The sequence below is a fragment of the Kribbella sp. NPDC056861 genome (assembly GCF_040687575.1).
Taxonomy (GTDB): domain Bacteria; phylum Actinomycetota; class Actinomycetes; order Propionibacteriales; family Kribbellaceae; genus Kribbella.
This window is the reverse complement of record NZ_JBFBNQ010000004.1, coordinates 707304-727944: the sequence shown is the minus strand read 5'-3', so window position 1 is coordinate 727944 and position 20641 is coordinate 707304. Positions and strand designations below refer to the sequence as shown.

The window sequence follows — 20641 nt, the reverse complement described above, 5'->3', positions numbered from 1 at the left end:
AACTCGGTCGGCGCTGCTCGGACAGCGCTCAGGCGGTACTGCGGTACTCCCCCCAGCGGGCGGACCGGCCCTCCTCCGAGCCGGTCCGCTCACGGCCGCGCTGTGAGGAGCGCGGTGAGGGGCGGGAATCGATCAGGTGCAGGCGCCCGTCGCGGTGACCAGGCCACCGACGCCGAGCGTGATGGTGTAGCCGGTGCCGGACGGCCGTTCGCGGAGCAACTGGTTGACGCCGACGGTGAGCTCGAGCCAGCCGGCGTCCCCGGCGGGCGGGTAGGCGCCGTTCTTGGCGTAGTACGCCTCGACGGCGACCAGCGTGGTCTTCTTGTCGGTCTTGCAGGCGGCAGCGTTGCCACGGTCCTGGATCCCGCTGACGGCGAACACGACGATCCCGGACAGCACGCCGAGGATGACGATCACGATCAGCAGTTCGATCAGGGTGAAGCCGGACTCGTTCTTCTTCCGCGGAGCCGGCGCGTTGGCGCGGCGGTGGACTCGGCGGGTCGATGGCTGGTTCGAGGCATGGTGGACGGTTCGGGCGGCCAGGATGGTGGCCCGAAGGCGGTCGTTCATGGTGCTTCCTTTGCAGATGCTCCGGCAGGCGACGGAGATCGGGTCTTGCAGGCGCGGCAGCGCACGACTGAGCGGCCGGCGTACCGCGGGTCGACCCCTGAACCCGGCGCGCGGAGCCCGGCGCTCATTTCCCCCAGCTGACGCTTTGCTGCCGCGTCAAACAATCGTCTCTGCGAGGCCCGTGTCACAGCGGGTGAACGGCCCGAGGTTACGGCCCGAACGGCCGACAGCTGTCGGCTGAACGACCGACGTGTTCAGTCAGTCGTGGCGCGCAGCAGACGGAGCGCGACCTGGACGTCGAGGGCCCGGTCGGGTTGCTGCCAGCCTTCGCCGATCAGCGCGGTGATGCGGTCGAGGCGCTGCTGGACGGTGTTGGGATGGATGTGCAGGGCCGTCGCCGCCCGGGTCGGGCTCTGACCTGCATCGAAGTACGCCGTGAGGGTGCCTGCGAGATCGGTGCCACGCTCCTGGTCGTAGCGGAGTACTGCGCCCAGCAGGTGGTTGATGTGGGCATGGATGTCCACCTCGGTGGCGCCCACCAGCCCTGCGACCCCGAGGTCGTTGGGCGTCGCCGCCTGGGCGTTTCGGCCCAGCCGGAGCATCGTGGTGACCAGTCGGCTTGCCTGCTGGTGTGCGGCGACCAGCGCCTCTCCCCAAGCAGCAGGGCCGGTCACTGCGATCGTCACGCCGGTACGCCGTGCTACGTCGGCCAACTGTCGAGCACCGGCCTCTGCGTCACGCAGATCCAGCAGCAGCACCAAGTGGCCGCCATAGCCGCCCGACAGTGCCAGCCGCTCCTCCAGAGGCGCCGCCAGCCTCGCCAGTACTCCGGTGTGGTCGCCGCGGCAGACGGCAACCACGACCTGCTGCGGCAGTTCCTTCTTGCCCAGCAGCCGGAACCTGTCCGTCAGAGCCTGTGAGCCAGTGAGCGCGTCACCAAGGAGGTCTGCCTGCGCGCGTTCTGCCTGCTCAGCGGCCCGGCGGCGGAACAGCAGCACCAGGGCTGTCACCACTGCTGCCCGCTCGACGATTCGCTGATCGGCCGCGGTGAGCTCCTTCGCGCCGCCGATCACCAGCGCGCCGAGCCGCTCACCCTTGGCCACTGCCGCTACCACCCAGCAGTCGCCGCTACGGGTCAGGCGTCCGGTGTCGGACAGGTCATCGCCGCTCGCCGCGTGGTCCGGCAGGTCTGCTCCACCCTCGGCGCCGGCCGTGGCAAGACGGTTGCCCAGGGCATCTACCAGGACGACGCAGACGTCGAGCAGCTCGGCCAGTGCTGCCGCGATGGCGTCGACGTCGCCACCGGACAGGACGATCTCGGCGAACCGGTCATGGGCCGCGGCGGCGTGCTCGACGCCGGCGTGGGCGGCCGAAACCTGATCCAGGGCAGCGGCTGTCTCGGCGGCGGCGCGGACCTGGACCAGCGTCACGGCCGCGAGGGTGGCGAGCGAGCCGAGCAGCGAGACCTCTTCGCGGCTGAACGGCCGGCGGGTGCGGTTGGAGGCGAACAGCACGCCGACGAACGCGCCGTCCACGATCAGTGGGGTACCGCAGATCGCGACCAGCCCTTCCTCGCCGACCGCGTGGTCGATCGGCCCGGTGTGCCTGAACCGGTGGTCGCCGGGATAGTCCGCCGTCCAGTACGGCTTGTAGGTCTCCGCGACCAGACCGCCCAGCCCGGCACCGAGCGGCACGCGCAACTGCTGGAAGGCGGCCGAGATCGACCCGTCGGTGGCCCGCATGAAGGTGTCGCCGCGGGCGGCGTCGTACAGGGTGAGGTAGGCGACGTCGGTACCGATCAAGGTGCGGGCGCGGTGCACGATGGTGTCCAGGACCCGGCCGGGATCACGCGCCGACGCGAGTTCGCGGGCGACGTCGACCAGAGCGGACAGCTCGGTCTCGCGCTTCTTGCTCGCGTCCATCCCGGCGCGGATCCGGAGCGCGAGGTCGCGGGCGGCCTGGTTCGACCCGGCCGCCCGCGCGAGCTCGCTGCCTGGTGCGTCCTCGGCCAGCAGTCGCAGTAGCTCCTCCATCAGCGGATCATGTCACCGCCCGGTCAGAGCGTGGAGAGGTCGCGCTGCCGGGTCTCGCCGTAGCTGAGCACCGCGATGATCGAGATCACCGAGCAGATCCCCACGTAGACCGAGATCGCGAAGCCGGAGTCGTAGGCCTTCAGCAGCGCGACGGCGATGAAGGGGGCCAGGCCGCCGGCGAAGATGGAGGCCAGCTGGTAGCCGACCGAGACCCCGGAGTACCGGACCCTGGTGCCGAACAGTTCGGTGAAGAAGGATGCCTGCGGCCCGTACATCGCGCCGTGCAGGACCAGGCCGACGGTGACGGCGAGGAGCGCGAGCCCGAAGTTCTTGGTGTCCACCAGGGCGATGAAGACGAAGCCCCAGACGCCGACCCCGACCGCGCCGAACAGGTAGACCGGCTTGCGGCCGATCCGGTCCGACAGCGCGCCCCAGAGCGGGATCGCGCAGAAGTGCACGGCGGCGGCGATCAGCACGGCGTTCAGCGCGAACGACTTGTCCAGCTTGAGCTGCTCCTTGGCGTACGTCGCGATCACGATGGTGAAGATGTAGTAGCTGACGTTCTCCGCCATCCGGGCGCCCATCGCGGTCAGCACCTCCCGCGGGTACTTCGTGATCACCTCGACGAACGGCAACTTGTCGGCCGACCCCTCGGACTGCCTGGCCCGCTCGGCCTGCTTGGCCTGGGCGTCGCGGAACAGTGGCGACTCCTCGATCCGCAACCGGACCCACAGCCCGACCAGGACCAGCACCGCGGAGAGCAGGAACGGGATCCGCCAGCCCCACTTGTCGAACGCCGCGTCGCTCTGGAAGGCGGCGAGACCGGCCAGTACGCCGTTCGCGATCAGCTGACCGGCCGGCGCACCGGCCTGCGGCCACGACGACCAGAAGCCTCGGCGCTGGGGATCACCGTGTTCCGACACGATCAGGACGGCGCCACCCCACTCGCCGCCGAGCGCGAAGCCCTGGACCAGGCGCAGTACGGTCAGCAGGATCGGTGCCAGCGCGCCGACCTGCGCGTAGGTCGGCAGCAGGCCGATCGCGAAGGTCGCCGTACCCATCATCAGCAGCGACAGCACCAGCAGGTTCTTGCGGCCCAGCCGGTCACCGAAGTGGCCGAAGACGATGCCGCCGATCGGCCGGGCGAAGAAGCCGACGGCGAAGGTGGCGAAGCTGAGCAGGGTGCCGGTGAGCTGCTCGCCCTTGGGGAAGAACAGGTCGCCGAACACGACGGACGCGGCGACGCCGTACAGGAAGAAGTCGTACCACTCGACCGTGGTGCCGATCAGGCTGGCGCCGACGACCCGCGCGATCGGGGTCCTCGTCCTCGTTGGTCCGGTGGATGTTGCCATGGCGGGCTCCTTGGTAGTGGGCGGTCGAGCCGCGGTTCAGTGGGCGGTCCAGCCGCCGCCGTCAGTGGGCGGTCCAGCCGCCGTCGAGGACGAGCGAGCTGCCGGTGAGCGAGGCCGAGGCCGGGCCACAGAGCAGGGCGACCAGCTCGGCGACCTCGGCCGGCTCGATCAGCCGCTTCACGGCGACCGGTTCGAGCAGCACCTGGTCGAGCACCTCGGCTTCGGTCAGGTCGTGGATCAGGGCTTGGTCCGCGAGCTGGGCGGTGACCAGCGGGGTCCGGACGTAGGCCGGGTTGACGCAGTTGCTGGTGACGCCGTGCGGCGCGCCCTCGAGCGCGACCACTTTGCTGAGACCTTCGAGGCCGTGCTTGGCGGCGACGTACGCCGCCTTGTACGGGCTGGCCCGGAGGCCGTGCACCGAGGAGATGTTGACCACCCGGCCCCAGCCGCGGCGGTACATGTGCGGCAGCGTCTGGCGGATCAGGTTGAACGGTGATTCGAGCATCAGTCGCAGGAGGTAGCCGAAGCGTTCGGGCGGGAACTCCTCGACCGGGGCGACGTGCTGGATGCCGGCGTTGTTGACCAGGATGTCGATGTCGGTGGGCAGGTCCTTCAGGCCGTCCAGGTCGGTCAGGTCGGCGGCCAGCGTCTCGATGCCGAGCGCCTTGAGGTCGGTCAGGCCGGCGGCGTCCTGGTCGACCGCGACCACCTGGACGCCGTCGGCCGCGAGGCGGTGGGCGCAGGCCGCGCCGATGCCGGACGCGGCGCCGGTGACGAGGGCTCGACGGGTCTCCATGGCTCAGGACTCTAGAAATCAGCCTCGCCGCGCACTATGGGGTGAGGTCACACACCGCGGGCGCAGTACGTGGGTCCGGGCGCCACCCAGGCGCTCGGACATGCCCGTGACGACTGGACGATTTACAGTTGAACCATGGTCGACATCGAACAGCCGAAGAAGAAGGCCGCCGGCGTCCCTGCCGTGCTCTCGTCGTTCAAGTTCGGTTTGCGGGAGATGGGACCGGCGCGGACCGGCAAGGTTTTCTTGAAGATGAACCAGGATCGCGGTTTCGACTGCCCGTCCTGCGCCTGGCCGGACCCGGACAGCAAGCGCAAGCACGCGGCGGAGTTCTGCGAGAACGGCGCCAAGGCGGTCGCCTGGGAGGCGACCCGGAAGCGGGTGCCGCGGGCCTTCTTCGCCGAGCACTCGGTCGACGACCTGCAGAAGATCTCCGAGTTCGAGCTCGGGAAGCTCGGGCGGATCACCGAGCCGATGCTGCTGCGCGCGGGCGCGACGCACTACGAGCCGGTCGGCTGGGAAGAGGCCTTCCAGGTGGTTGCCCGACACCTGAAGGCGCTCGGCGACCCCGATGAGGCGGTGTTCTACACCTCCGGGCGGACCAGCAACGAGGCCGCCTTCCTGTACCAGACCTTCGTCCGCGCCTACGGCACGAACAACCTGCCCGACTGCTCCAACATGTGCCACGAGTCCTCCGGTACCGCGCTGACGCGGGTGATCGGCAGCGGTAAGGGCGCGGTCACGCTGGACATGCTCGAAGAGGCCGAGCTGATCGTCGTGGTCGGGCAGAACCCGGGCACCAACGCGCCGCGGATGCTCAGCCATCTGGAGATCGCGAAGAAGAACGGCGGCGACATCGTCTCGGTGAACCCGCTGCCCGAGCCCGGGCTGATGAACTTCAAGAACCCGCAGCGGCCATCGGGCTGGGTCGGCAAGGGCACGGAGCTGGCCGATCAGCACCTGCAGATCCGGATCGGTGGCGACCAGGCGCTGTTCCTTGCCGTCGGCCACTTGTTGCTGCAGGCCGAGGCGGCGTCGCCGGGGACGGTGCTGGACCAGGCGTTCATCACCGACCACACGAGTGGCTACGAGGCTTACGCCAAGCACAACGCGGAGCTGGACTGGGCCGCGGTCGAGCTGGCGACGGGGCTGACGCGGGCGGAGATCGAGGAGTTCACGGCGCGCTTCCTCAAGTCCAAGGCGACGGTGATCTGCTGGGCGATGGGGCTGACCCAGCATCGCGAGGCCGTTGCCACCATCACCGAGATCGTGAACGTCCTGCTGCTGCAGGGAAATATCGGCAAGCTGGGGGCCGGACCGTGCCCGGTGCGCGGGCACTCGAACGTGCAGGGCGACCGCAGCATGGGGATCTGGGAGAAGATGCCCGAGGCATTCCTGGATCGGCTGGATCACGAGTTCTCGTTCACCTCGCCACGCGAGCACGGGGTCGATGCGGCCGAGACGGTGCACCGGTTGCGGGAGGGCGCAGTACGGGTGTTCTTCGCGATGGGTGGGAACTTCGCGATGGCTACGCCGGACACCGACGTAGTACACGAGGGGTTGCGGCGCTGCGACCTGACCGTGCACGTGTCGACGAAACTGAACAAGTCGCACGTCGTGGTCGGACGAGAGGCACTGATCCTGCCGACCCTCGGCCGCACCGACCACGACCACACGCCACACGGCCCGCAGTCGGTGACGGTGGAGGACTCGCAGGGTGCCGTGCACCTGTCGACCGGCAATTTGACGCCACCCGCACCGGAGTTGAAGTCGGAGGTCGCGATCGTCTGCGGCATCGCCTCACTGGTGGTCCCGTCAGTCGGTCAGATCCCGTGGTCGGACTTCGCCGACGACTACAGCCTGATCCGGCAGCGGATCGGCCGAGTCTGCGACGGCTACGAGAACTTCGAGCAGCGCCTGCAGGCAACCGGCGGCTTCCTGCTCGCCCACGCGGCCCGCGACAAGCGCGAGTTCAAAACCTCGGACGCCCGGGCGCAGTTCAGCACCAACGATCTGTCTTGGCTCCCGACCGAACCCGGCCGACTGCTGTTGCAGACGATGCGCAGCCACGACCAGTTCAACACCACGATCTACGGCCTGGAAGACCGCTACCGAGGCGTCCACGGCACCCGCGAGGTCGTCTTCGTCAACCCGGATGACCTTGCGGCCCTGGGGTTGAAGGACGGCCAACGCGTCAACATCATCAGCGAATTCGCCGGCGTAGAACGCCGCGCCGACGGCTTCCGCTTGGTCTCCTACCCGACCGCCCGCGGCTGCGTCGCGGCGTACTACCCGGAAACCAACGTCCTGATGTCGGCTGACGACCTGGCCAAAGGCAGCAACACCCCAGTAGCCAAGGGCCTGACCGTGCGGCTGGAGCCGGTGATCTGAGGATCAGTAGTCGAGTCAACCGTCTGCCCCACCTGTAGGCGGTTGGCTGGCACCACCTGCAGAACCCCACGCCGCTCGCGCTCTGCCCGTCGCCTCAGCCAGGCACCATCCCCGTCACCTCCGGCAGCCACAGCGGCCCGGCGCCGACGGAGGCACTGTCTGTTGCTCTTGTCCGTTGCTCTTGTCTGTTGCTCTATGCAAGCGCCCCGCTCGGTGGTCTACCGGGCGGGGCGCTTGTTGTTGGAGAGATCAGCCGACGGGGGTCAGTTCCCGCTCTTCCTCCGGCGCGGCTGCCGGGGCAGCGTGCTTGGCCGGCTTCGGGCGGAGCCACTTCGGGGCCCACCAGTTGGCGTCGCCGAGCAGCGTCATGATGGAAGGCAGGACGACCGCGCGGATGATGGTGGCGTCGATCAGGATGGCGACCGCGAGACCGACGCCCAGCTGCTTCATGTCGAGCGTCGACAAGGTGGCGAAGACCGCGAAGACGCCGATCATGACGGCTGCGGCGCTGGTGACCACGCCGGCTGAGCCGGTGATGCCTTCGGCAACTGCCTGCTTGGTCGGGACGCCTCGGAGTACCGCTTCGCGGATTCGGCTGACCACGAAGACGTGGTAGTCCATCGACAAACCGAACAGGACGACGAAGAGGAACAGCGGGAGCCAGGAGACGACGGCTCCGTTGGAGCGGAAGTCGAGGAGGCCTTCGGCCCAGGTGTTCTGGAAGACCGCCGTGACCACCCCGTACGCCGCACCCGCGCTGAGCAGGTTGAGGCCGATCGCGGTGACCGCGACGACGACCGAGCGGAACGTCACCATCATCACGATCATCGTCAGCAGCAGCACGAAGCCGATCACCAGCGGCAGCTTCGAGCGGGTGTGGGCGGCGTAGTCGACATCGGCCGCGACGAACCCGCCGACCGCGTACTCCGCGCCCTGCACCTTGCCGAAGGTCTGCGGCATCAGCTCCTTGCGCAGCTTGGTCAGCGAGTCACGCGCCTGCTGACTGCCACCCTCGTACGGCGTGGCGACCTCGAACACCGCCACTCGGCCGTCCTGCGAGATCTTCGGCTCCTCCAACCCGTCCTGGGCGAACAGCTTGTCCGACTGGATCCGCTTCGACAGCTCAGCAAACGCAGCCTGTACTGCGGCCTGCTGCCCAGCCGGCGCCCGTACTGCGACCTCGTGCGCAGTGCCGGTGCTCGGGAAGGCCGCGGTCAGCCGGTCGTACGCCTTCATCACCGCGGTGTCGCGCGGCAGGTCCTCCGTGCCCGGGAACTTCAGCGTCATCCCCAGTGCGGGCGACGCGATCGCGAGCAGCAACGTGACCGAGACGAGCAGCGTGGCGATCGGGTGCTTGAGAGCCGGCTTGAGCAGCGTCGGCCAGAGACGCGGGTTCGTCTTGTTGGCCGTCAGGCGCCAGACCAGCGGGATCCGCGGGCGGTCCACCCAGCGGCCGAGCTTGGCCAGGATCGCGGGCAGCACGGTCAGCGAGCCGACCACCGCGACGGCGACCACGAGGATCGAGCCGACCGCGAAGGAGGAGAACACCGCGTCGCGGGCCAGGAACAGGCCGGCCATCGAGATGATCACCGCAGTACCGGAGACCACCACCGCGTGTCCGGAGGTCGCCGCGGCGATCTCGACCGCGTCGACGTGACCGCGGCCCTTGGCGCGTTCCTCGCGTTCGCGGCGGAGGTAGAAGAGTGAGTAGTCGACGCCGACCGCCATCCCGATCAGCAGGATCACGCTGTTGACCGCGTCGACCGCGGGCACCAACTGCGACGCTGCCGCCGAGAGGCCGATTGCCGCGGCCACCGCTGACAGCGCGAGCACCAGCGGCACGGCGGCCGCGATCAGCGCGCCGAACGCGAGCAGCAGGATGATCAGCGTCACCGGCAGGCTGAAGATCTCGGCCCGCTTGAAGTCCTCGCCGAGCGTCTCGCTCAGCGCCTTGTCGATCGACTCGCCGCCGACCTCCTCGACCCGCAACCCCGGGTAGTCCTGCTGGACCTTCGCGGTGGTGTCGAGCAGCGGCTGGACCCGGTCGTCGCCGTCGCCGTCCTTCAGCGTGACGCGGACGATCAGCGCGTCCTTCTTCGGCGACAGGATGGGCTGGGCGACCTCCGCGACCCCACCGAGGGCGCGCATCCGCTCAGTCACCACACCGGCGACCTTGTTCGCTTCGGCCTGGTCGAGGGTCCCCGACTTCGGCGTGATCAGCACGCTCTCCACGTCGTGATCGGGGAAGTTGCCGGACTTGACGATGTTGTCGGCCCGGGTCACCTCGCCGATGTCGCCCTCGTTGCTCGACTCCTTGGTCCCGGTCATGTTGCCGAGCGCGAAACACGCCACGACTACGACCACCCACATGGCGATCGCCCGCCATGGATGGGTGGCACTCCAGCGTGCGGCCCGCACCGTGAGTTGTCCCCTGGCAGTGGACATGGTGGTTCCTACCCCTCTGCGCCCGCCTCTGGACGCACCCTCCCAGCCCGGCCCGACGCCGACTGCTGGCTACGGGTCTCAGCCTTCGTCAAGGAAGGGATCCGCCACCATGCAGGAAGCCACCGAGTGCACCCTGGGGCCAGCCCCACCCCACCCTTGGGGGACACCACAGAACTAGGTGCGAAAGCCAACGTTCCACCTGACGGAACTCACCGGTAACCAGCACGGAGCGTGTCGTCCCCCCGTACTACGCCCCGCCGGCGACCCGCCGCACCCCGGCCGCACCCTGGGGATGTCCCCGAGGCTCAGAACTCCTCGGGCTCCAGCGTCGAGGCAGCGGAGATGCCCTCCAAGTACCCCTCGGCGCGCTCGGCCTTGGGGTAGCGGTGGACCAGCTCCCAGAACGCCGCGTTGTGCGACGGCTCGACCAGATGAGCCAGTTCGTGGACCAGTACGTAGTCCACCACCCAGGCCGGCATCGACTGCAAACGGGTCGACAACCGGATCGACCGGTCGGCCGGAGTACAGGATCCCCACCGTCGATTCTGGTTCGAAACCCACCGGACCGACGCAGGTTCGGGCACTTCGGGGAGGTGGCGACACGCGAGATCGTGTGCTCTGGCCAACAATTTTTCGTCCGACACGCGAGACCTGCTGCGCTGCTTCTCGAGCCGTTGGAGCATGGTTTCGACCCAGCGCGCCTCCTCGGTGGCGGACAGCCGGTCGGGCATCAAGACGATCACCCGCTCGCCGTCCCGGTAGGCGCTGACGGTCCGCTTGCGCCGCTTGCTGCGGCGGATGTCCACGTACGGCGGGATCGGGCGCGGTGGAGAGTCGGCCATGACTCAGACGGTACCGCCTGATTCCCCCGACTTTCTTCTGTGCACAGGTTGTGGATCGACGTTTCCGCAGGTCAGACGCCTGTTGGGGAATCCGTGGACAGAGTTTGTTCACATCCTGTTCCCCCGCTCGTCCACAGCGCCGCGCGGCGCGTCCCACAGCTTGCCCACAGGTTTATCCACAGGCGTGGACAACCTGGACTTGTCAACGCACCAGCGGTCTCCTAGCGTCGGATCCAGCAGACTCCCGGACCGTCTCCGGGGCCTCTCGGAGGGGAAGCCGAGTGGTTCCGAAGGCGGACAACCGGGAGTCTGTTCCTCGTCAGGCATCACCATGGAAACCGATTTCCAGGCGGCACGCGGAGCGGCAGCTGGGCTTGAGCGCTGGTTTTCCTGCCGTAGGGTGAATCCCGATTGGGCCGAACGGCCTACGGCAGGACGGTCTGCCGAAAGCATCCACGACGGCCGGGCACATGCCCCGGCTGGTATCAAGCAAGGAGAGGGCCCTCATGGCAGAGACCTGGAGCGGCGAGTTCTACTGCGTCAAGTGCAAGGCCAAGCGCACCGCCGACGGCGAGGTCAAGGTCAACGACAAGGGCACGCGCATGGCCAAGGCCAAGTGCCCCGAGTGCGGTACGAACCTGAACCGGATCCTCGGCAAGGCCTGACGCACCAAGTCGTAGGGGCGGTGGTGCGATCTCCGGATCCCGCCACCGCCCCTGTGTCGTTGGCAAGCGAACGTATTCCGAAACACTTGTGATCAGACTCGCGGAGGCCCCACCGTGTCTCCGCTTGGGTGACCGGACAGAATGGGGATGTGTCCGACCTCCCCCGCAAAGCGCTGAGCCGTACGGCGAAGCTGGCCAGTCTTCCGCTCGGTGCTGCCGGTCGCGCGACCGTCGGGCTCGGCAAGCGGATCGGCGGCGCCCCGGCCGAAGCGGTGGCGGCCGAGTTCCAGCGCCGGACCGCGGACCAGCTGTTCTCCGTCCTGGGTGAGCTCAAGGGCGGCGCGATGAAGTTCGGGCAGATGCTGAGCCTGATGGAGTCGGCGATGCCCGAGGAACTCGCGGCGCCGTACCGGGCGACGCTGACCAAGCTGCAGGACTCCGCTCCGCCGATGCCGGCCGAGACCGTCGACAAGATCCTGTCCCGCGAGCTGGGCAAGCGCTGGCGCGACCGGTTCCAGGAGTTCAACGACCTGCCGGCCGCTGCGGCGTCGATCGGCCAAGTGCACCGCGGCATCCTCAAGGACGGCCGCGAGGTCGCGGTGAAGCTCCAGTACCCCGGCGCCGCCGAGGCGCTGCGGGCCGACCTCAAGCAACTCGGCCGCTTCGGCCGGACCTTCGGGGCGCTGATCCCGGGCATCGACATGAAGCCGCTGGTCGCCGAGCTGCAGGAGCGGATCGGCGAGGAGCTCGACTACGACCGCGAGGCGCAGGCCCAGCAGCAGTACGCCGACGCCTTCAAGGACCACCCCGAGTTCGTCGTGCCGCGGGTCATCAAGCACTCCCCCACCGTGATCGTGTCGGAGTGGATCGAGGGCAAGCCGCTGTCGAAGGTGATCACCGAGGGCAGCCAGCAGGAGCGCGACGAGATCGGCCTCAAGTACGTCCGGTTCATGTTCAGCGGTCCACTGCTGGCCGGGCTGCTGCACTCCGATCCGCACCCGGGCAACTTCCGGGTGATGCCCGACGGCCGGCTCGGCGTGGTCGACTTCGGCCTCTGCGCGCGGCTGCCCGACGGCCTGCCGCCGGCGATGGGCCGGCTGCTGCACATCTCGCTGCAGGGCGACGGCAACGCAGTACTCGAGGGGTTGCGCGCGGAGGGCTTCATCAAGCCGCGGATGGAGATCGACCCCGACCAGCTGATGGACTACCTGGCGCCGTTCGCCGAGCCGGCTCGCGCGGACTCGTTCCAGTTCAGCCGGGAGTGGATGCGGGCGCAGGCCAACCGGACCAGCGACTTCCGCTCGCCGAACGCCACGATGGGGCTCAAGATCAACCTGCCCCCGTCGTACCTGCTGATCCACCGGGTCTGGATCGGCGGCATCGCGGTGCTGTCCCAGCTGGAGGCCGAGGCGCCGTTCCGGTCGGTACTGGAGGAGTTCCTGCCCGGCTTCGTCGACGCCGACGCCTAGGTCTCACCACCAGGCGCTGTCGAGCTTCCCCTCGATACTGCGGACGTGCTCGCGGGCGCAGCGATCGCAGTACAGCAGCTTGCGGCCGTTCTCCAGCGAGGTCACCCAGGTCAGGGGCAGGTCCTCGGTCGGTGCTTGCGTGCCGCACAACGCGCAGCTCGGGTTGGTCATGAGGACAATTCTGCACCCCTGAGCTCTCGATAGGCTCTCGGTCATGCAGTGGCTTGTTCACGAGGAGACCGAGGCCTGGGGCAACGCGTGGCTGAGCGTGCGCCGGCTCGATGTCGAGCAGCCGGACGGGCAGCGGATCGACTATCACGCGGTCCGGCTGAAGCACGTCGCGGCGGCGGTCGTCACCGACGGCGAGGGCCGGGTGCTGCTGATGTGGCGGCACCGGTTCCTGACCGACCGCTGGGCCTGGGAGCTGCCGATGGGGTTGATCGAGCCGGGCGAGTCACCGGCGGAGGCGGCCGCTCGCGAGGTCGAGGAGGAGACCGGCTGGCGCCCGGGTGAGTTGCGAGAGCTCGTGTACTCCGAACCGGCGGCCGGGATCATGGATTCGGCCCACCACGTCTTCCGGGCCCGTACTGCGACCCGGATCGGGGAGCCGACCGAGCAGAACGAGTCCGACCGGATCGAGTGGATCCCGCTGGGCGACGTACCGGCGATGATCCAGCGGCAGGAGATCGTCAGCGGCATCACGCTGGTCGGTCTGCAACAGGCGCTTCTACAAGAGTTACTCGGCCTCGGCTGAACGTGCCGAGAGGCGGCATCCGCTAGATGCCGCCTCTCGGGGTGTTCCGCTTCGACCGGTAGCGACGGCCCCCTGGTCCGGGCTGTCGGTCGTTGCTCTGCATGGCCTCGGCGGTGTGTCGGAGATCGGCTCCTACCGCGTCAGCCAGGTTTTCGGCTCAGGCCGGCCGGCCCCTCGCGGGGGCGGCCGGTGGCTGAGAGCCGGGGTGGATCAGACCAGCCGGGCGAGGGTGAGGCGTGCCTTTGCACTGGCCCTCTCCGCGCGCCGGGTGGCCCGTTCGGCCTGCTTCTGCGCCTTGGCGAGCTGGCCCGCCAGACGGAAGCGCCGGTTCTGCTCGGCGTCGTTCAGCATGGAACGACAATGAGCACGAGCGAGATCTTCTTGAAGTAAATACATTTCAACTCTCCTGGGTGAAGTCTGGGTTTTCATGGATCCGAGTCTCGATTCGGGTGGGTTAGGTCGTCAGGCTGCGGTGACGGTGTCGCACTTGCGTGGACGCCCACGGGGCCGCTTGCGAGCGACCACCACGCCCTGGACGAACAGCTGGCCGCCCCAAACTCCCCACGGCTCGGAACGCTCGAGCGCTCCGGCCAGGCACTCGTTCACCAGTGGGCAGGTACTGCACAGAGACTTTGCGTACTCGACGTCCGCCGGCGATTCGGCGAAGAAGAGTTCTGGCGCGTAGGACCGACAGGGCAGGTCCTGCGACGTTGCAACCTCGTTGAAGGCATCGAGGAAGCTAACGCTCATTCCGGTCACCTCCTAGTGACTGTCTTGCTGTTCTCTTGCTGTCTTCGACGGCCCACCGGTTGGTGGCCGCCAAACTCTGCGGACAAACAAAAGGGCCGCGGGACCCTTTGGTTAGGGTTCCGCGGCCTTGGAGGTGCCGGCTGACTGTATGTCAGACCGGTGGACTCCATGCTCGAGAACCCTGACCGCCGTACTTCACATCGCCGACAGCTCCGCCCTTGATCTGGGCCGTGACATTGGCGAGGACCACAACGGTCTCGACGTGCAGACGCGAGAAGGCGCCCTGGATCGGGGCGCACGGCTGCGCGGCGCTGACGCCGTTCGGCTTCATCGTGATGTTGACCATTTCCCAGGCACCTCCTCTCGTTGTGGCGAAGTGAGCGGCAAGCTCATCGCTGTGGTTTGAAGTTTTCGGCCGGCTTTCGACCGCAGAAAGAACAGTACGCTGACCTCGCTGGCGGCCGCAAACTATTTATCGCAGGTTTCTGAAGTTGGCCGGAAGTTGCCGCCTGGTGAGCGGAAACTTGCCTCCGGCCGGCCGGATCCAGCACGCTCCGGCGCTTCGGTGACACCCTCCGGATTCGTTGCCCCTGACATCTAGTTGCCAGGATCGCGTCCGTCGTCTGCCACCAGCAGAAAACCTTCCACCGAGTGTGGGCCCCGGACCGTCAACGCTGCAACGGCTTTTCCACTTGCTGCAACGCAACCCACCGGTAGTTGAGGGCTGAAGCGTCAGCGGGTGCAGATGTTGAGCACCGATTCGCCGTACTTCATCAGCTTGGTCCGGCCGATGCCGGCGATCCGCAGCAGCTCGCGCTCGTCCATCGGGCGGGCCTCCGCGATCGCGGTCAGGGTCGCGTCGGTGAAGATGACGAAGGCCGGCATCGACTCCTCGGCGGCCTTGTCGGCGCGCCACTCGAACAGGGCGTCGTACAGGGCCTGGTCCATCGTCGACGGGCAGTCCTCGCAGCGGCCGAGCTTGCGGGGCGCCGGGTCGGTCAGGCCGCGGCCGCAGACCCGGCACTTCGGGATCGGCAGGTCCGACCGCTCGGTGCGTGGCGTCCGGGCGCGCGGGGCCGGCTCCCGCTCAGTGGATCGGGGCGAACGGACGCCGATCGGGTCGAGGAAGCGGGTCGGTCCACGGCTGGCGCGGCCGCCGGGTGAGCGGGAGGTCGACCAGCTGACCGCGAGCTGGTCCTTGGCGCGGGTGACGCCGACATAGAAGAGCCGCCGCTCCTCCTCCACCTGCTCCGGAGTCTGGGCGAAGGTGATCGGCAGCGTGCCCTCGTGGGCGCCGACGATGAACACACAGCCCCACTCCAGGCCCTTGGCCGCGTGCAGCGTCGCCAGCGTGACGCCCTCGGCCAGCGGCGCGTGCTGGATCGAGGCGCGCCGGTCGAGCTCGGCCATCAGCTCCACGATTCCGGCCTCCGGGTGGGCGGCCGAGAAGTCCGAGGCCATCGTGACCAGTGCGCTCAGCGACTCCCAACGGTCCCGGACCGCTCCGGTGCCGGACGGCGGCTCCTCCTTCCAGCCCGCGCCGCCGAGAACCGCGCGGACGGTGTCGAGCAGCTCTCCCCCGGTGTCACCGGCTTTGGCCTGGCCACGCAGCAGTACTGCGGCCTGCCGGATCTCGGCGCGCTCGAAGAACCGCTCGGCGCCCTTGAGCATCGCCGGGATCTTGCGCTCGGCGAGGGCCTGCTCGAAGTTCGCCGACTGGGCGTTGGTGCGGAACAGGATCGCCATGTCGCGCAGCGCGGTACCGGCGTCGTTGAGGCGGGAGACGGCTCGTGCGACCGCGTCGGCCTCGTTGATCTCGTCGGAGTACTCCCGGTACGTCGGCGCCGGGCCGGGCTCGCGTTGCGACCGGAGCGTGACCCGGCCGGGCAGACCGGACGAGCCGGCCGCGTCGAGCACCTTGTTGGCGACCTCGACGATCTGCGGGGTCGAGCGGTAGTCGCGGACCAGCTTGATCACCTGGGCGGTGGGGTGGCGCTGGGCGAAGTGGACCAGGTTGGCCGGGTCGGCGCCGGCCCAGGAGTAGATGGTCTGGGCAGGGTCGCCGACCACGCAGACGTCCTCGCGGCCGCCGAGCCACAGGTCGAGCAGGCTCTGCTGCAGCGGGCTGACGTCCTGGTACTCGTCCACCACGAAGGTCCGGTACTGCCGGCGGATCTCCGCTGCCACCCGCTCGTCCTCGGCGAGCAGGGCGACGGCGCAGAGCAGCACGTCCTCCAGGTCGATCCGGCCGCGCTCGAGCTTCACGTCCTCGTACGCCGCGAAGACGCGGGCGATCGTGGCCGGATCGAAGGCGGCGAGCGCCCTGGCCGACTGCGGCGCCAGCTTCGCGTAGTCGTCGGGGCGGACGTTGCTCACCTTCGCCCACTCGACCTCGCCGGCCAGGTCGCGCAGCGCCGGGGTGTCGACCCGGACCCGGCAGCGGTTGGCGGCCTCGGTCAGCAGCGGGAACTTGCGGTCGATGATCGGCGGCAGCTCACCGCCGAACACCTTGGGCCAGAAGTACCGCGCCTGCCGGAGCGCGGCCGAGTGGAAGGTCCGCGCCTGGACGCCGTTCGTCCCGAGCTGGGCGAGCCGGCCGCGCATCTCACCCGCGGCGCGCTGGGTGAAGGTGACCGCCAGCACGCGAGCTGGGTCATAGGTGCCGGTCCGGACGCCGTACGCGATCCGGTGGGTGATCGCGCGGGTCTTGCCGGTGCCCGCTCCCGCCATCACCACGACCGGGCCGTGCAGAGCGGTCGCGACGGCTCGCTGCTCGGGGTCGAGAGCCTCGAGCAGCTCGTCTGCGGACCGGCCCAGAACGGCCTGCGTGATGTTGCTCACGGACTGAGACATGCGGGAACAGCACTCCGACCGATGGGGTTCAGTAACAAGGTAGAGCCACCTTATGCGGGCGCCCGGACAGTTTTCCGGCGCCCGTCCCCACGCAGAGACGGAGCGAGCCACGATGGCGGCATTCACGATGTACTCGACACCCTGGTGTGGTTACTGCCACCGCCTGAAGGGGCAGCTGAAGCGGGCCGGGATCGAGTTCACCGAGGTCGACATCGAGCAGGTCCCGGACGCGGCGAAGATCGTCGAGAAGGTCAACAACGGCAACCAGACGGTGCCGACCATCGTCTTCCCCGACGGCACCGCGATGACGAACCCGTCGATCGCCCAGATCACCGACAAGCTCGTCGCCTAGGACTCAGTACTACGTACGCGGCGCCGCGCCCCTCGGGGCGGGCGCCGCGTCTTTGCGTCGTGGGGGCTGAGGTTACTGCGAGGAGTGGGAGGAGCCGCGCGCACTGGTGGTTGAGGTCGGCGCTACCAGCTGCCGGTGAGCTCCTTGCCGTACCAGCCTTCGATCAGGCGGCGCGAGATCGAGATGTTGCCGGGCAGGGCCATCGTGCCGGCCTCGACCAGGGCGGCCAGGTCCTCCCGGCTGAACCACTTGGCCTCGGCGATCTCGTCCTGGTCGACGTTGATCGCGTAGCCGATGGCCTTGGCGTAGAAGCCGAGCATCAGGCTGGACGGGAGCGGCCAGGGCTGGCTGCCGGCGTACTCGATCTCCTGGCCGACCACTACGCCGGTCTCCTCGAAGACCTCCCGGCGTACTGCGGCCTCCAGCGACTCGCCCGGCTCGACGAACCCGGCGAGCGTCGAATAGCGCCCCTCCGGCCAGGCCTCGTTGCGGCCCAGCAGTGCCCGGTCCTGGTCGTCGGTGACGAGCACGATGATCGCCGGGTCGCTGCGGGGGAAGTGGTTGAGCCCGCAGTTCGGGCAGTGCCGCACGTGACCTGCGTCGGCCACCTCGGTGTGCTCTCCGCAGTTGGCGCAGTGGGTGTGTACTGCGTGCCAGTTGGCCAGTCCGACCACGTTGACCGCTATCCCGGCCTCCCGGTCGTTCAGGATCCCGCCGACCTCGCGCAGCCCGGCGTACGACTCGTCAGGCTCACCAGGGACCAGTACTGCGAACACTGCGCGCCCGTCGGCCGTCTGTCCAGCCCCCTCTGCCCAGTCGATGCCCAGGAAGATCCGGATGCCGTCAGGCGCCGCGGCGGGCGGAACCAGGCGGAGCGCAGTACGATCTGCGGTCACTGCCAGCTTGTCGGCCGTCACGAGCGCCACCTGGGTGTCCGCAGCGGCCCAGGCCTTCTCCAGCCACTCGGCGTCCCGCCGTCGGTCGGCGGCGCGGTCCAGGACGGAGCGGGACAGTGACAGGGAACCAGGAACGATCGAATAGGCCACGGCTTCAACGTATCTCGCCGGGCACCCATGAGAGCATCCCGGCATGAGTATTCACATCGCCGCCGAGAAGGGACAGATCGCGCCCCGCGTGCTCTTTCCCGGGGATCCACTGAGGGCAAAGTGGATCGCCGAGACCTACCTGTCCGACGTCACCTGCTACACCGAGATCCGGAACATGTTCGGATTCACCGGCACCTACAAGGGTGAGCGGATCTCCGTGCAGGGGTCCGGCATGGGTCAGGCGTCGGCCTCGATCTACGCCAACGAGCTGTTCGCCGAGTACGACGTCCAGACCCTGATCCGGGTCGGCACCTGCGGCGCGCTGACCGAGGCCGTCCGGGTCCGCGACGTGATCGTGGCGATGTCGGCCAGCACCGACTCGCAGATGAACCGGCTGCGCTTCCACGGCATCGACTACGCGCCGACCGCCGACTACAAGCTGCTGCGCGCCGCGGTGGACGCCGCCGAGGCGGCCGGGCTGAACGTGCATGTCGGCCAGGTGTTCTCCGGCGACCTGTTCTACAACGACCGGCCCGACCTGGTGTCGCGCACGGCGGAGTACGGCGTACTGGGGATCGAGATGGAGGCCGCGGCGCTCTACACGCTGGCTGCCAAGTTCGGCCGCCGGGCGCTCGGCATCATGACGGTGTCGGACCACCTGATCACCAAGGAGGAGACGTCTGCGGAGGAACGGCAGACCACCTTCTCCGAGATGATCACGATCGCCCTCGACGCGGCGATCGAGGTGCCGGTCTGAAGCGGGTCGCCGTCGTACTGGTGAGCACTGCCCTGCTCCTAGGTACTTCGGCCTGCTCTGGTTCCTCCGACAAGAAGGCGGACGCCCCCAAGTCGAGTGAGGCTCCTGGTGGCGCTGCTTCCGGGGAACCGGCCGGCACGAAATCCTCGGCGGACGCCGTACTGCCGGATATCACTGGAGCCCAGGTGGTGACCGGGCTGACCGGTGCCGGCTACAAGTGCGGCGCCGAGAGCTCGTACGCGATCTGTACTGCGGGCAAGGTGTCGGTGTGGGTGCTGACTGGGACGCACCCGCGGCCGCCGGTGGTGTCGCTGCACGCCATGGGGCCGATCGAGGCCGCTACTGCGGACATCGCGGCGAAGCTGCCGCAGGTGCTTGAGGTGGCGCACATCAACCCGCGCACGGAGATCACCGACTGGTTCGGGAAGCTCGGCGGCAAGGCGCCGGCGGTGTTGACCGCCGGTGACTGGCAGGTCGGCTGGTCGACGGAGGTCGACACCGAGGAGCCGGGCGCTCATCTGACGCTGGAGGACAAGCTCTGCAAGGTGAACTGCCAGGCGGAGTAGTAGAACCGCAACTAGCCGCCGTGCGCCCTTCGGGCACACGGCGGCTAGTTAGTTGGGGCGCGGCGCGCGCGGCTAGCGCGTGCGGCTAGCGCGTGCGGCTAGCGCGTGCGGCTAGCGCGTGCGGCTAGCGCGTGCGGCTAGCGCGTGCGGCTAGCGCGTGCGGCTAGCCGCCGCGCCGCGCGGCGGCGGGCGCGGCGTGCTGGTTCAGGAGCTGCCGGCGGCGCCTGCGGAGCTGGCTACGACGATGGACGCCGTGATGGCGGCCTGCATCTCCTGGACTGCCTTGCGGACCGCGCTGGCCGCCCAGTCGGACTCCGCGATCTCCTTCGCGCGCCGCTTGAGCGCCTTCTTGTCGACCGCGTCGGTGACGATCTTCGGGACGACGTTCAGGGCGCTCAGCAAGGCGATCAGCGAGGCTGTGCGTTCGTCGGGCTGGGTGCCGAGCTTCAGCACGTTCTCCAGCGCGGTACGGACCTCCGCCTCGTGCCGGGCGTCCTTGGCCGGCCAGCGGGTGACCGGGAACAGCCCCAGCACCTTGCCCTTGTCGGCTTCGAGCACGCCGCGCTCCGCCAGCCTGACGAGCAACTGGTCGCGCAGCTTCTTCGACAGCTTCGCCATCAGGTCCTTCGGCTTCGAGCCCGGCTTCCCCGCCAGGAACGCGAGCCGCTCGTCCAGCAGCGCGTCCCCGGTCGGCGTCGTGTCCAGCACCTTCAGCCGGCCCTCTTTGACCTGCTCACCCGGCCCGGCGATGTCCACCTTGCCCAGCAGCGTCAGTTCGATCAGCACGGCGCCCCCGAGTGCATAGTCGATCCCGGGCGACCCGGCGATCGGCTTGCCGCTCTCGTCGTCGTACAGGAGCAACGTGAGGTCCTCTGCGATCAACATGCTTTCAACTTATGACTCCGCCGGCTGTACCGGCATCCACCGCGCGAACGATCTCGTGGGTCCGCCGCAAGACTGTTATCTGGTGCTGGCAGGCGCAGTCGAGGGCGTCGGCTGT

Annotated in this window: 20 protein-coding genes; 7 read left to right on the top strand and 13 right to left on the bottom strand. The window is 68.6% G+C overall.

Annotated features, from left to right (window positions below):
- Nucleotides 1–132: 132 nt before the first annotated feature.
- From AB0P21_RS23015 to AB0P21_RS23000, 4 genes are all read right to left on the bottom strand, one after another.
- On the bottom strand, nt 133–570 hold the full coding sequence (locus tag AB0P21_RS23015) for a prepilin-type N-terminal cleavage/methylation domain-containing protein (protein ID WP_363699183.1): 438 nt from the start codon (nt 568–570) through the stop codon (nt 133–135).
- Between the two features lie 254 nt (nt 571–824).
- Nucleotides 825–2603: a helix-turn-helix domain-containing protein gene (locus AB0P21_RS23010; protein ID WP_363699182.1), complete on the bottom strand. Its 1779-nt coding sequence runs from the start codon at nt 2601–2603 to the stop codon at nt 825–827.
- 23 nt (nt 2604–2626) lie between these two features.
- Nucleotides 2627–3955 carry an MFS transporter gene (locus AB0P21_RS23005; protein WP_363699181.1) on the bottom strand — a complete coding sequence of 443 codons (1329 nt, stop codon included), beginning with the start codon at nt 3953–3955 and terminating at the stop codon, nt 2627–2629.
- Between the two features lie 61 nt (nt 3956–4016).
- The gene (locus AB0P21_RS23000; protein WP_363699180.1) at nt 4017–4751 is read right to left on the bottom strand and encodes a 3-hydroxybutyrate dehydrogenase; all 735 of its coding nucleotides are present in this window, start codon (nt 4749–4751) and stop codon (nt 4017–4019) included.
- A 135-nt stretch (nt 4752–4886) separates the two neighbouring features.
- On the opposite strand from AB0P21_RS23000, the gene AB0P21_RS22995 reads away from it, so the two are divergent.
- On the top strand, nt 4887–7142 hold the full coding sequence (locus AB0P21_RS22995) for an FdhF/YdeP family oxidoreductase (RefSeq protein WP_363699179.1): 2256 nt from the start codon (nt 4887–4889) through the stop codon (nt 7140–7142).
- 249 nt (nt 7143–7391) lie between these two features.
- Here the strand turns inward: AB0P21_RS22995 and AB0P21_RS22990 are convergent, their stop codons facing one another.
- Nucleotides 7392–9587: an MMPL family transporter gene (locus tag AB0P21_RS22990; RefSeq protein ID WP_363699178.1), complete on the bottom strand. Its 2196-nt coding sequence runs from the start codon at nt 9585–9587 to the stop codon at nt 7392–7394.
- A gap of 305 nt (nt 9588–9892) precedes the next feature.
- Nucleotides 9893–10429, bottom strand: a complete 537-nt coding sequence (locus tag AB0P21_RS22985) for a M48 family metallopeptidase (protein WP_363699177.1) — start codon at nt 10427–10429, stop codon at nt 9893–9895.
- A 506-nt stretch (nt 10430–10935) separates the two neighbouring features.
- Between AB0P21_RS22985 and AB0P21_RS22980 the strand changes: the two genes are divergently transcribed.
- Together AB0P21_RS22980 and AB0P21_RS22975 are read left to right on the top strand one after the other, a co-directional pair.
- A complete protein-coding gene (locus tag AB0P21_RS22980) occupies nt 10936–11094 on the top strand; it encodes a DUF5679 domain-containing protein (protein ID WP_012922897.1) in 159 nt (52 codons plus the stop codon).
- 149 nt (nt 11095–11243) lie between these two features.
- Nucleotides 11244–12563 (top strand): AarF/ABC1/UbiB kinase family protein, encoded by a 1320-nt coding sequence (locus AB0P21_RS22975; RefSeq protein ID WP_363699176.1) that lies wholly within the window; start codon nt 11244–11246, stop codon nt 12561–12563.
- 3 nt (nt 12564–12566) lie between these two features.
- On the opposite strand, the gene AB0P21_RS22970 is transcribed toward AB0P21_RS22975, so the two are convergent.
- The gene (locus tag AB0P21_RS22970) at nt 12567–12734 is read right to left on the bottom strand and encodes a hypothetical protein (RefSeq protein ID WP_363699175.1); all 168 of its coding nucleotides are present in this window, start codon (nt 12732–12734) and stop codon (nt 12567–12569) included.
- A gap of 43 nt (nt 12735–12777) precedes the next feature.
- Here AB0P21_RS22970 and AB0P21_RS22965 point away from each other — a divergent pair, with 43 nt between their 5' ends.
- The gene (locus AB0P21_RS22965; RefSeq protein ID WP_363699174.1) at nt 12778–13317 is read left to right on the top strand and encodes an NUDIX hydrolase; all 540 of its coding nucleotides are present in this window, start codon (nt 12778–12780) and stop codon (nt 13315–13317) included.
- Nucleotides 13318–13527: 210 nt separating this feature from the next.
- Here the strand turns inward: AB0P21_RS22965 and AB0P21_RS22960 are convergent, their stop codons facing one another.
- The 4 genes from AB0P21_RS22960 to AB0P21_RS22945 form a co-directional block, all read right to left on the bottom strand.
- On the bottom strand, nt 13528–13668 hold the full coding sequence (locus AB0P21_RS22960; RefSeq protein ID WP_363699173.1) for a hypothetical protein: 141 nt from the start codon (nt 13666–13668) through the stop codon (nt 13528–13530).
- A 111-nt stretch (nt 13669–13779) separates the two neighbouring features.
- On the bottom strand, nt 13780–14067 hold the full coding sequence (locus AB0P21_RS22955) for a WhiB family transcriptional regulator (RefSeq protein WP_363699172.1): 288 nt from the start codon (nt 14065–14067) through the stop codon (nt 13780–13782).
- Between the two features lie 151 nt (nt 14068–14218).
- A complete protein-coding gene (locus AB0P21_RS22950; RefSeq protein WP_363699171.1) occupies nt 14219–14413 on the bottom strand; it encodes a hypothetical protein in 195 nt (64 codons plus the stop codon).
- A gap of 386 nt (nt 14414–14799) precedes the next feature.
- On the bottom strand, nt 14800–16920 hold the full coding sequence (locus AB0P21_RS22945) for an ATP-dependent DNA helicase UvrD2 (protein ID WP_363699170.1): 2121 nt from the start codon (nt 16918–16920) through the stop codon (nt 14800–14802).
- Between the two features lie 112 nt (nt 16921–17032).
- Here AB0P21_RS22945 and AB0P21_RS22940 point away from each other — a divergent pair, with 112 nt between their 5' ends.
- Complete coding sequence (locus AB0P21_RS22940; protein WP_363699169.1) at nt 17033–17272, top strand: mycoredoxin; 240 nt, start codon at nt 17033–17035, stop codon at nt 17270–17272.
- Between the two features lie 122 nt (nt 17273–17394).
- Here the strand turns inward: AB0P21_RS22940 and nudC are convergent, their stop codons facing one another.
- Nucleotides 17395–18318, bottom strand: coding sequence for an NAD(+) diphosphatase (gene nudC / locus AB0P21_RS22935; RefSeq protein WP_363699168.1), 924 nt, complete (start codon nt 18316–18318; stop codon nt 17395–17397).
- A gap of 43 nt (nt 18319–18361) precedes the next feature.
- On the opposite strand from nudC, the gene deoD reads away from it, so the two are divergent.
- Nucleotides 18362–19075: a purine-nucleoside phosphorylase gene (deoD, locus tag AB0P21_RS22930; RefSeq protein ID WP_343982980.1), complete on the top strand. Its 714-nt coding sequence runs from the start codon at nt 18362–18364 to the stop codon at nt 19073–19075.
- A 20-nt stretch (nt 19076–19095) separates the two neighbouring features.
- Entirely contained in the window at nt 19096–19641 is a 546-nt protein-coding gene (locus tag AB0P21_RS22925) for a hypothetical protein (protein WP_363699167.1), read from the top strand.
- Nucleotides 19642–19845: 204 nt separating this feature from the next.
- Here AB0P21_RS22925 and AB0P21_RS22920 read toward each other — a convergent pair whose 3' ends face one another.
- Nucleotides 19846–20526: a GPP34 family phosphoprotein gene (locus tag AB0P21_RS22920; RefSeq protein ID WP_363699166.1), complete on the bottom strand. Its 681-nt coding sequence runs from the start codon at nt 20524–20526 to the stop codon at nt 19846–19848.
- Between the last annotated feature and the right edge of the window lie 115 nt (nt 20527–20641).

What these genes read in the sequence shown, in the direction of transcription:
- AB0P21_RS23005 (WP_363699181.1), bottom strand. Translation starts at nt 3,955, where the DNA reads ATGGCAACATCCACCGGACCAACGAGGACGAGGACCCCGATCGCGCGG.
- AB0P21_RS22960 (WP_363699173.1), bottom strand. Translation starts at nt 13,668, where the DNA reads ATGCTGAACGACGCCGAGCAGAACCGGCGCTTCCGTCTGGCGGGCCAG.
- AB0P21_RS23015 (WP_363699183.1), bottom strand. Translation starts at nt 570, where the DNA reads ATGAACGACCGCCTTCGGGCCACCATCCTGGCCGCCCGAACCGTCCAC.
- AB0P21_RS22995 (WP_363699179.1), top strand. Translation starts at nt 4,887, where the DNA reads ATGGTCGACATCGAACAGCCGAAGAAGAAGGCCGCCGGCGTCCCTGCC.
- AB0P21_RS23010 (WP_363699182.1), bottom strand. Translation starts at nt 2,603, where the DNA reads ATGGAGGAGCTACTGCGACTGCTGGCCGAGGACGCACCAGGCAGCGAG.
- AB0P21_RS22950 (WP_363699171.1), bottom strand. Translation starts at nt 14,413, where the DNA reads ATGGTCAACATCACGATGAAGCCGAACGGCGTCAGCGCCGCGCAGCCG.
- AB0P21_RS22945 (WP_363699170.1), bottom strand. Translation starts at nt 16,920, where the DNA reads ATGTCTCAGTCCGTGAGCAACATCACGCAGGCCGTTCTGGGCCGGTCC.
- deoD (WP_343982980.1), top strand. Translation starts at nt 18,362, where the DNA reads ATGAGTATTCACATCGCCGCCGAGAAGGGACAGATCGCGCCCCGCGTG.
- AB0P21_RS23000 (WP_363699180.1), bottom strand. Translation starts at nt 4,751, where the DNA reads ATGGAGACCCGTCGAGCCCTCGTCACCGGCGCCGCGTCCGGCATCGGC.
- AB0P21_RS22940 (WP_363699169.1), top strand. Translation starts at nt 17,033, where the DNA reads ATGGCGGCATTCACGATGTACTCGACACCCTGGTGTGGTTACTGCCAC.
- AB0P21_RS22920 (WP_363699166.1), bottom strand. Translation starts at nt 20,526, where the DNA reads ATGTTGATCGCAGAGGACCTCACGTTGCTCCTGTACGACGACGAGAGC.
- AB0P21_RS22985 (WP_363699177.1), bottom strand. Translation starts at nt 10,429, where the DNA reads ATGGCCGACTCTCCACCGCGCCCGATCCCGCCGTACGTGGACATCCGC.
- AB0P21_RS22990 (WP_363699178.1), bottom strand. Translation starts at nt 9,587, where the DNA reads ATGTCCACTGCCAGGGGACAACTCACGGTGCGGGCCGCACGCTGGAGT.
- AB0P21_RS22955 (WP_363699172.1), bottom strand. Translation starts at nt 14,067, where the DNA reads ATGAGCGTTAGCTTCCTCGATGCCTTCAACGAGGTTGCAACGTCGCAG.
- AB0P21_RS22970 (WP_363699175.1), bottom strand. Translation starts at nt 12,734, where the DNA reads ATGACCAACCCGAGCTGCGCGTTGTGCGGCACGCAAGCACCGACCGAG.
- AB0P21_RS22980 (WP_012922897.1), top strand. Translation starts at nt 10,936, where the DNA reads ATGGCAGAGACCTGGAGCGGCGAGTTCTACTGCGTCAAGTGCAAGGCC.
- AB0P21_RS22965 (WP_363699174.1), top strand. Translation starts at nt 12,778, where the DNA reads ATGCAGTGGCTTGTTCACGAGGAGACCGAGGCCTGGGGCAACGCGTGG.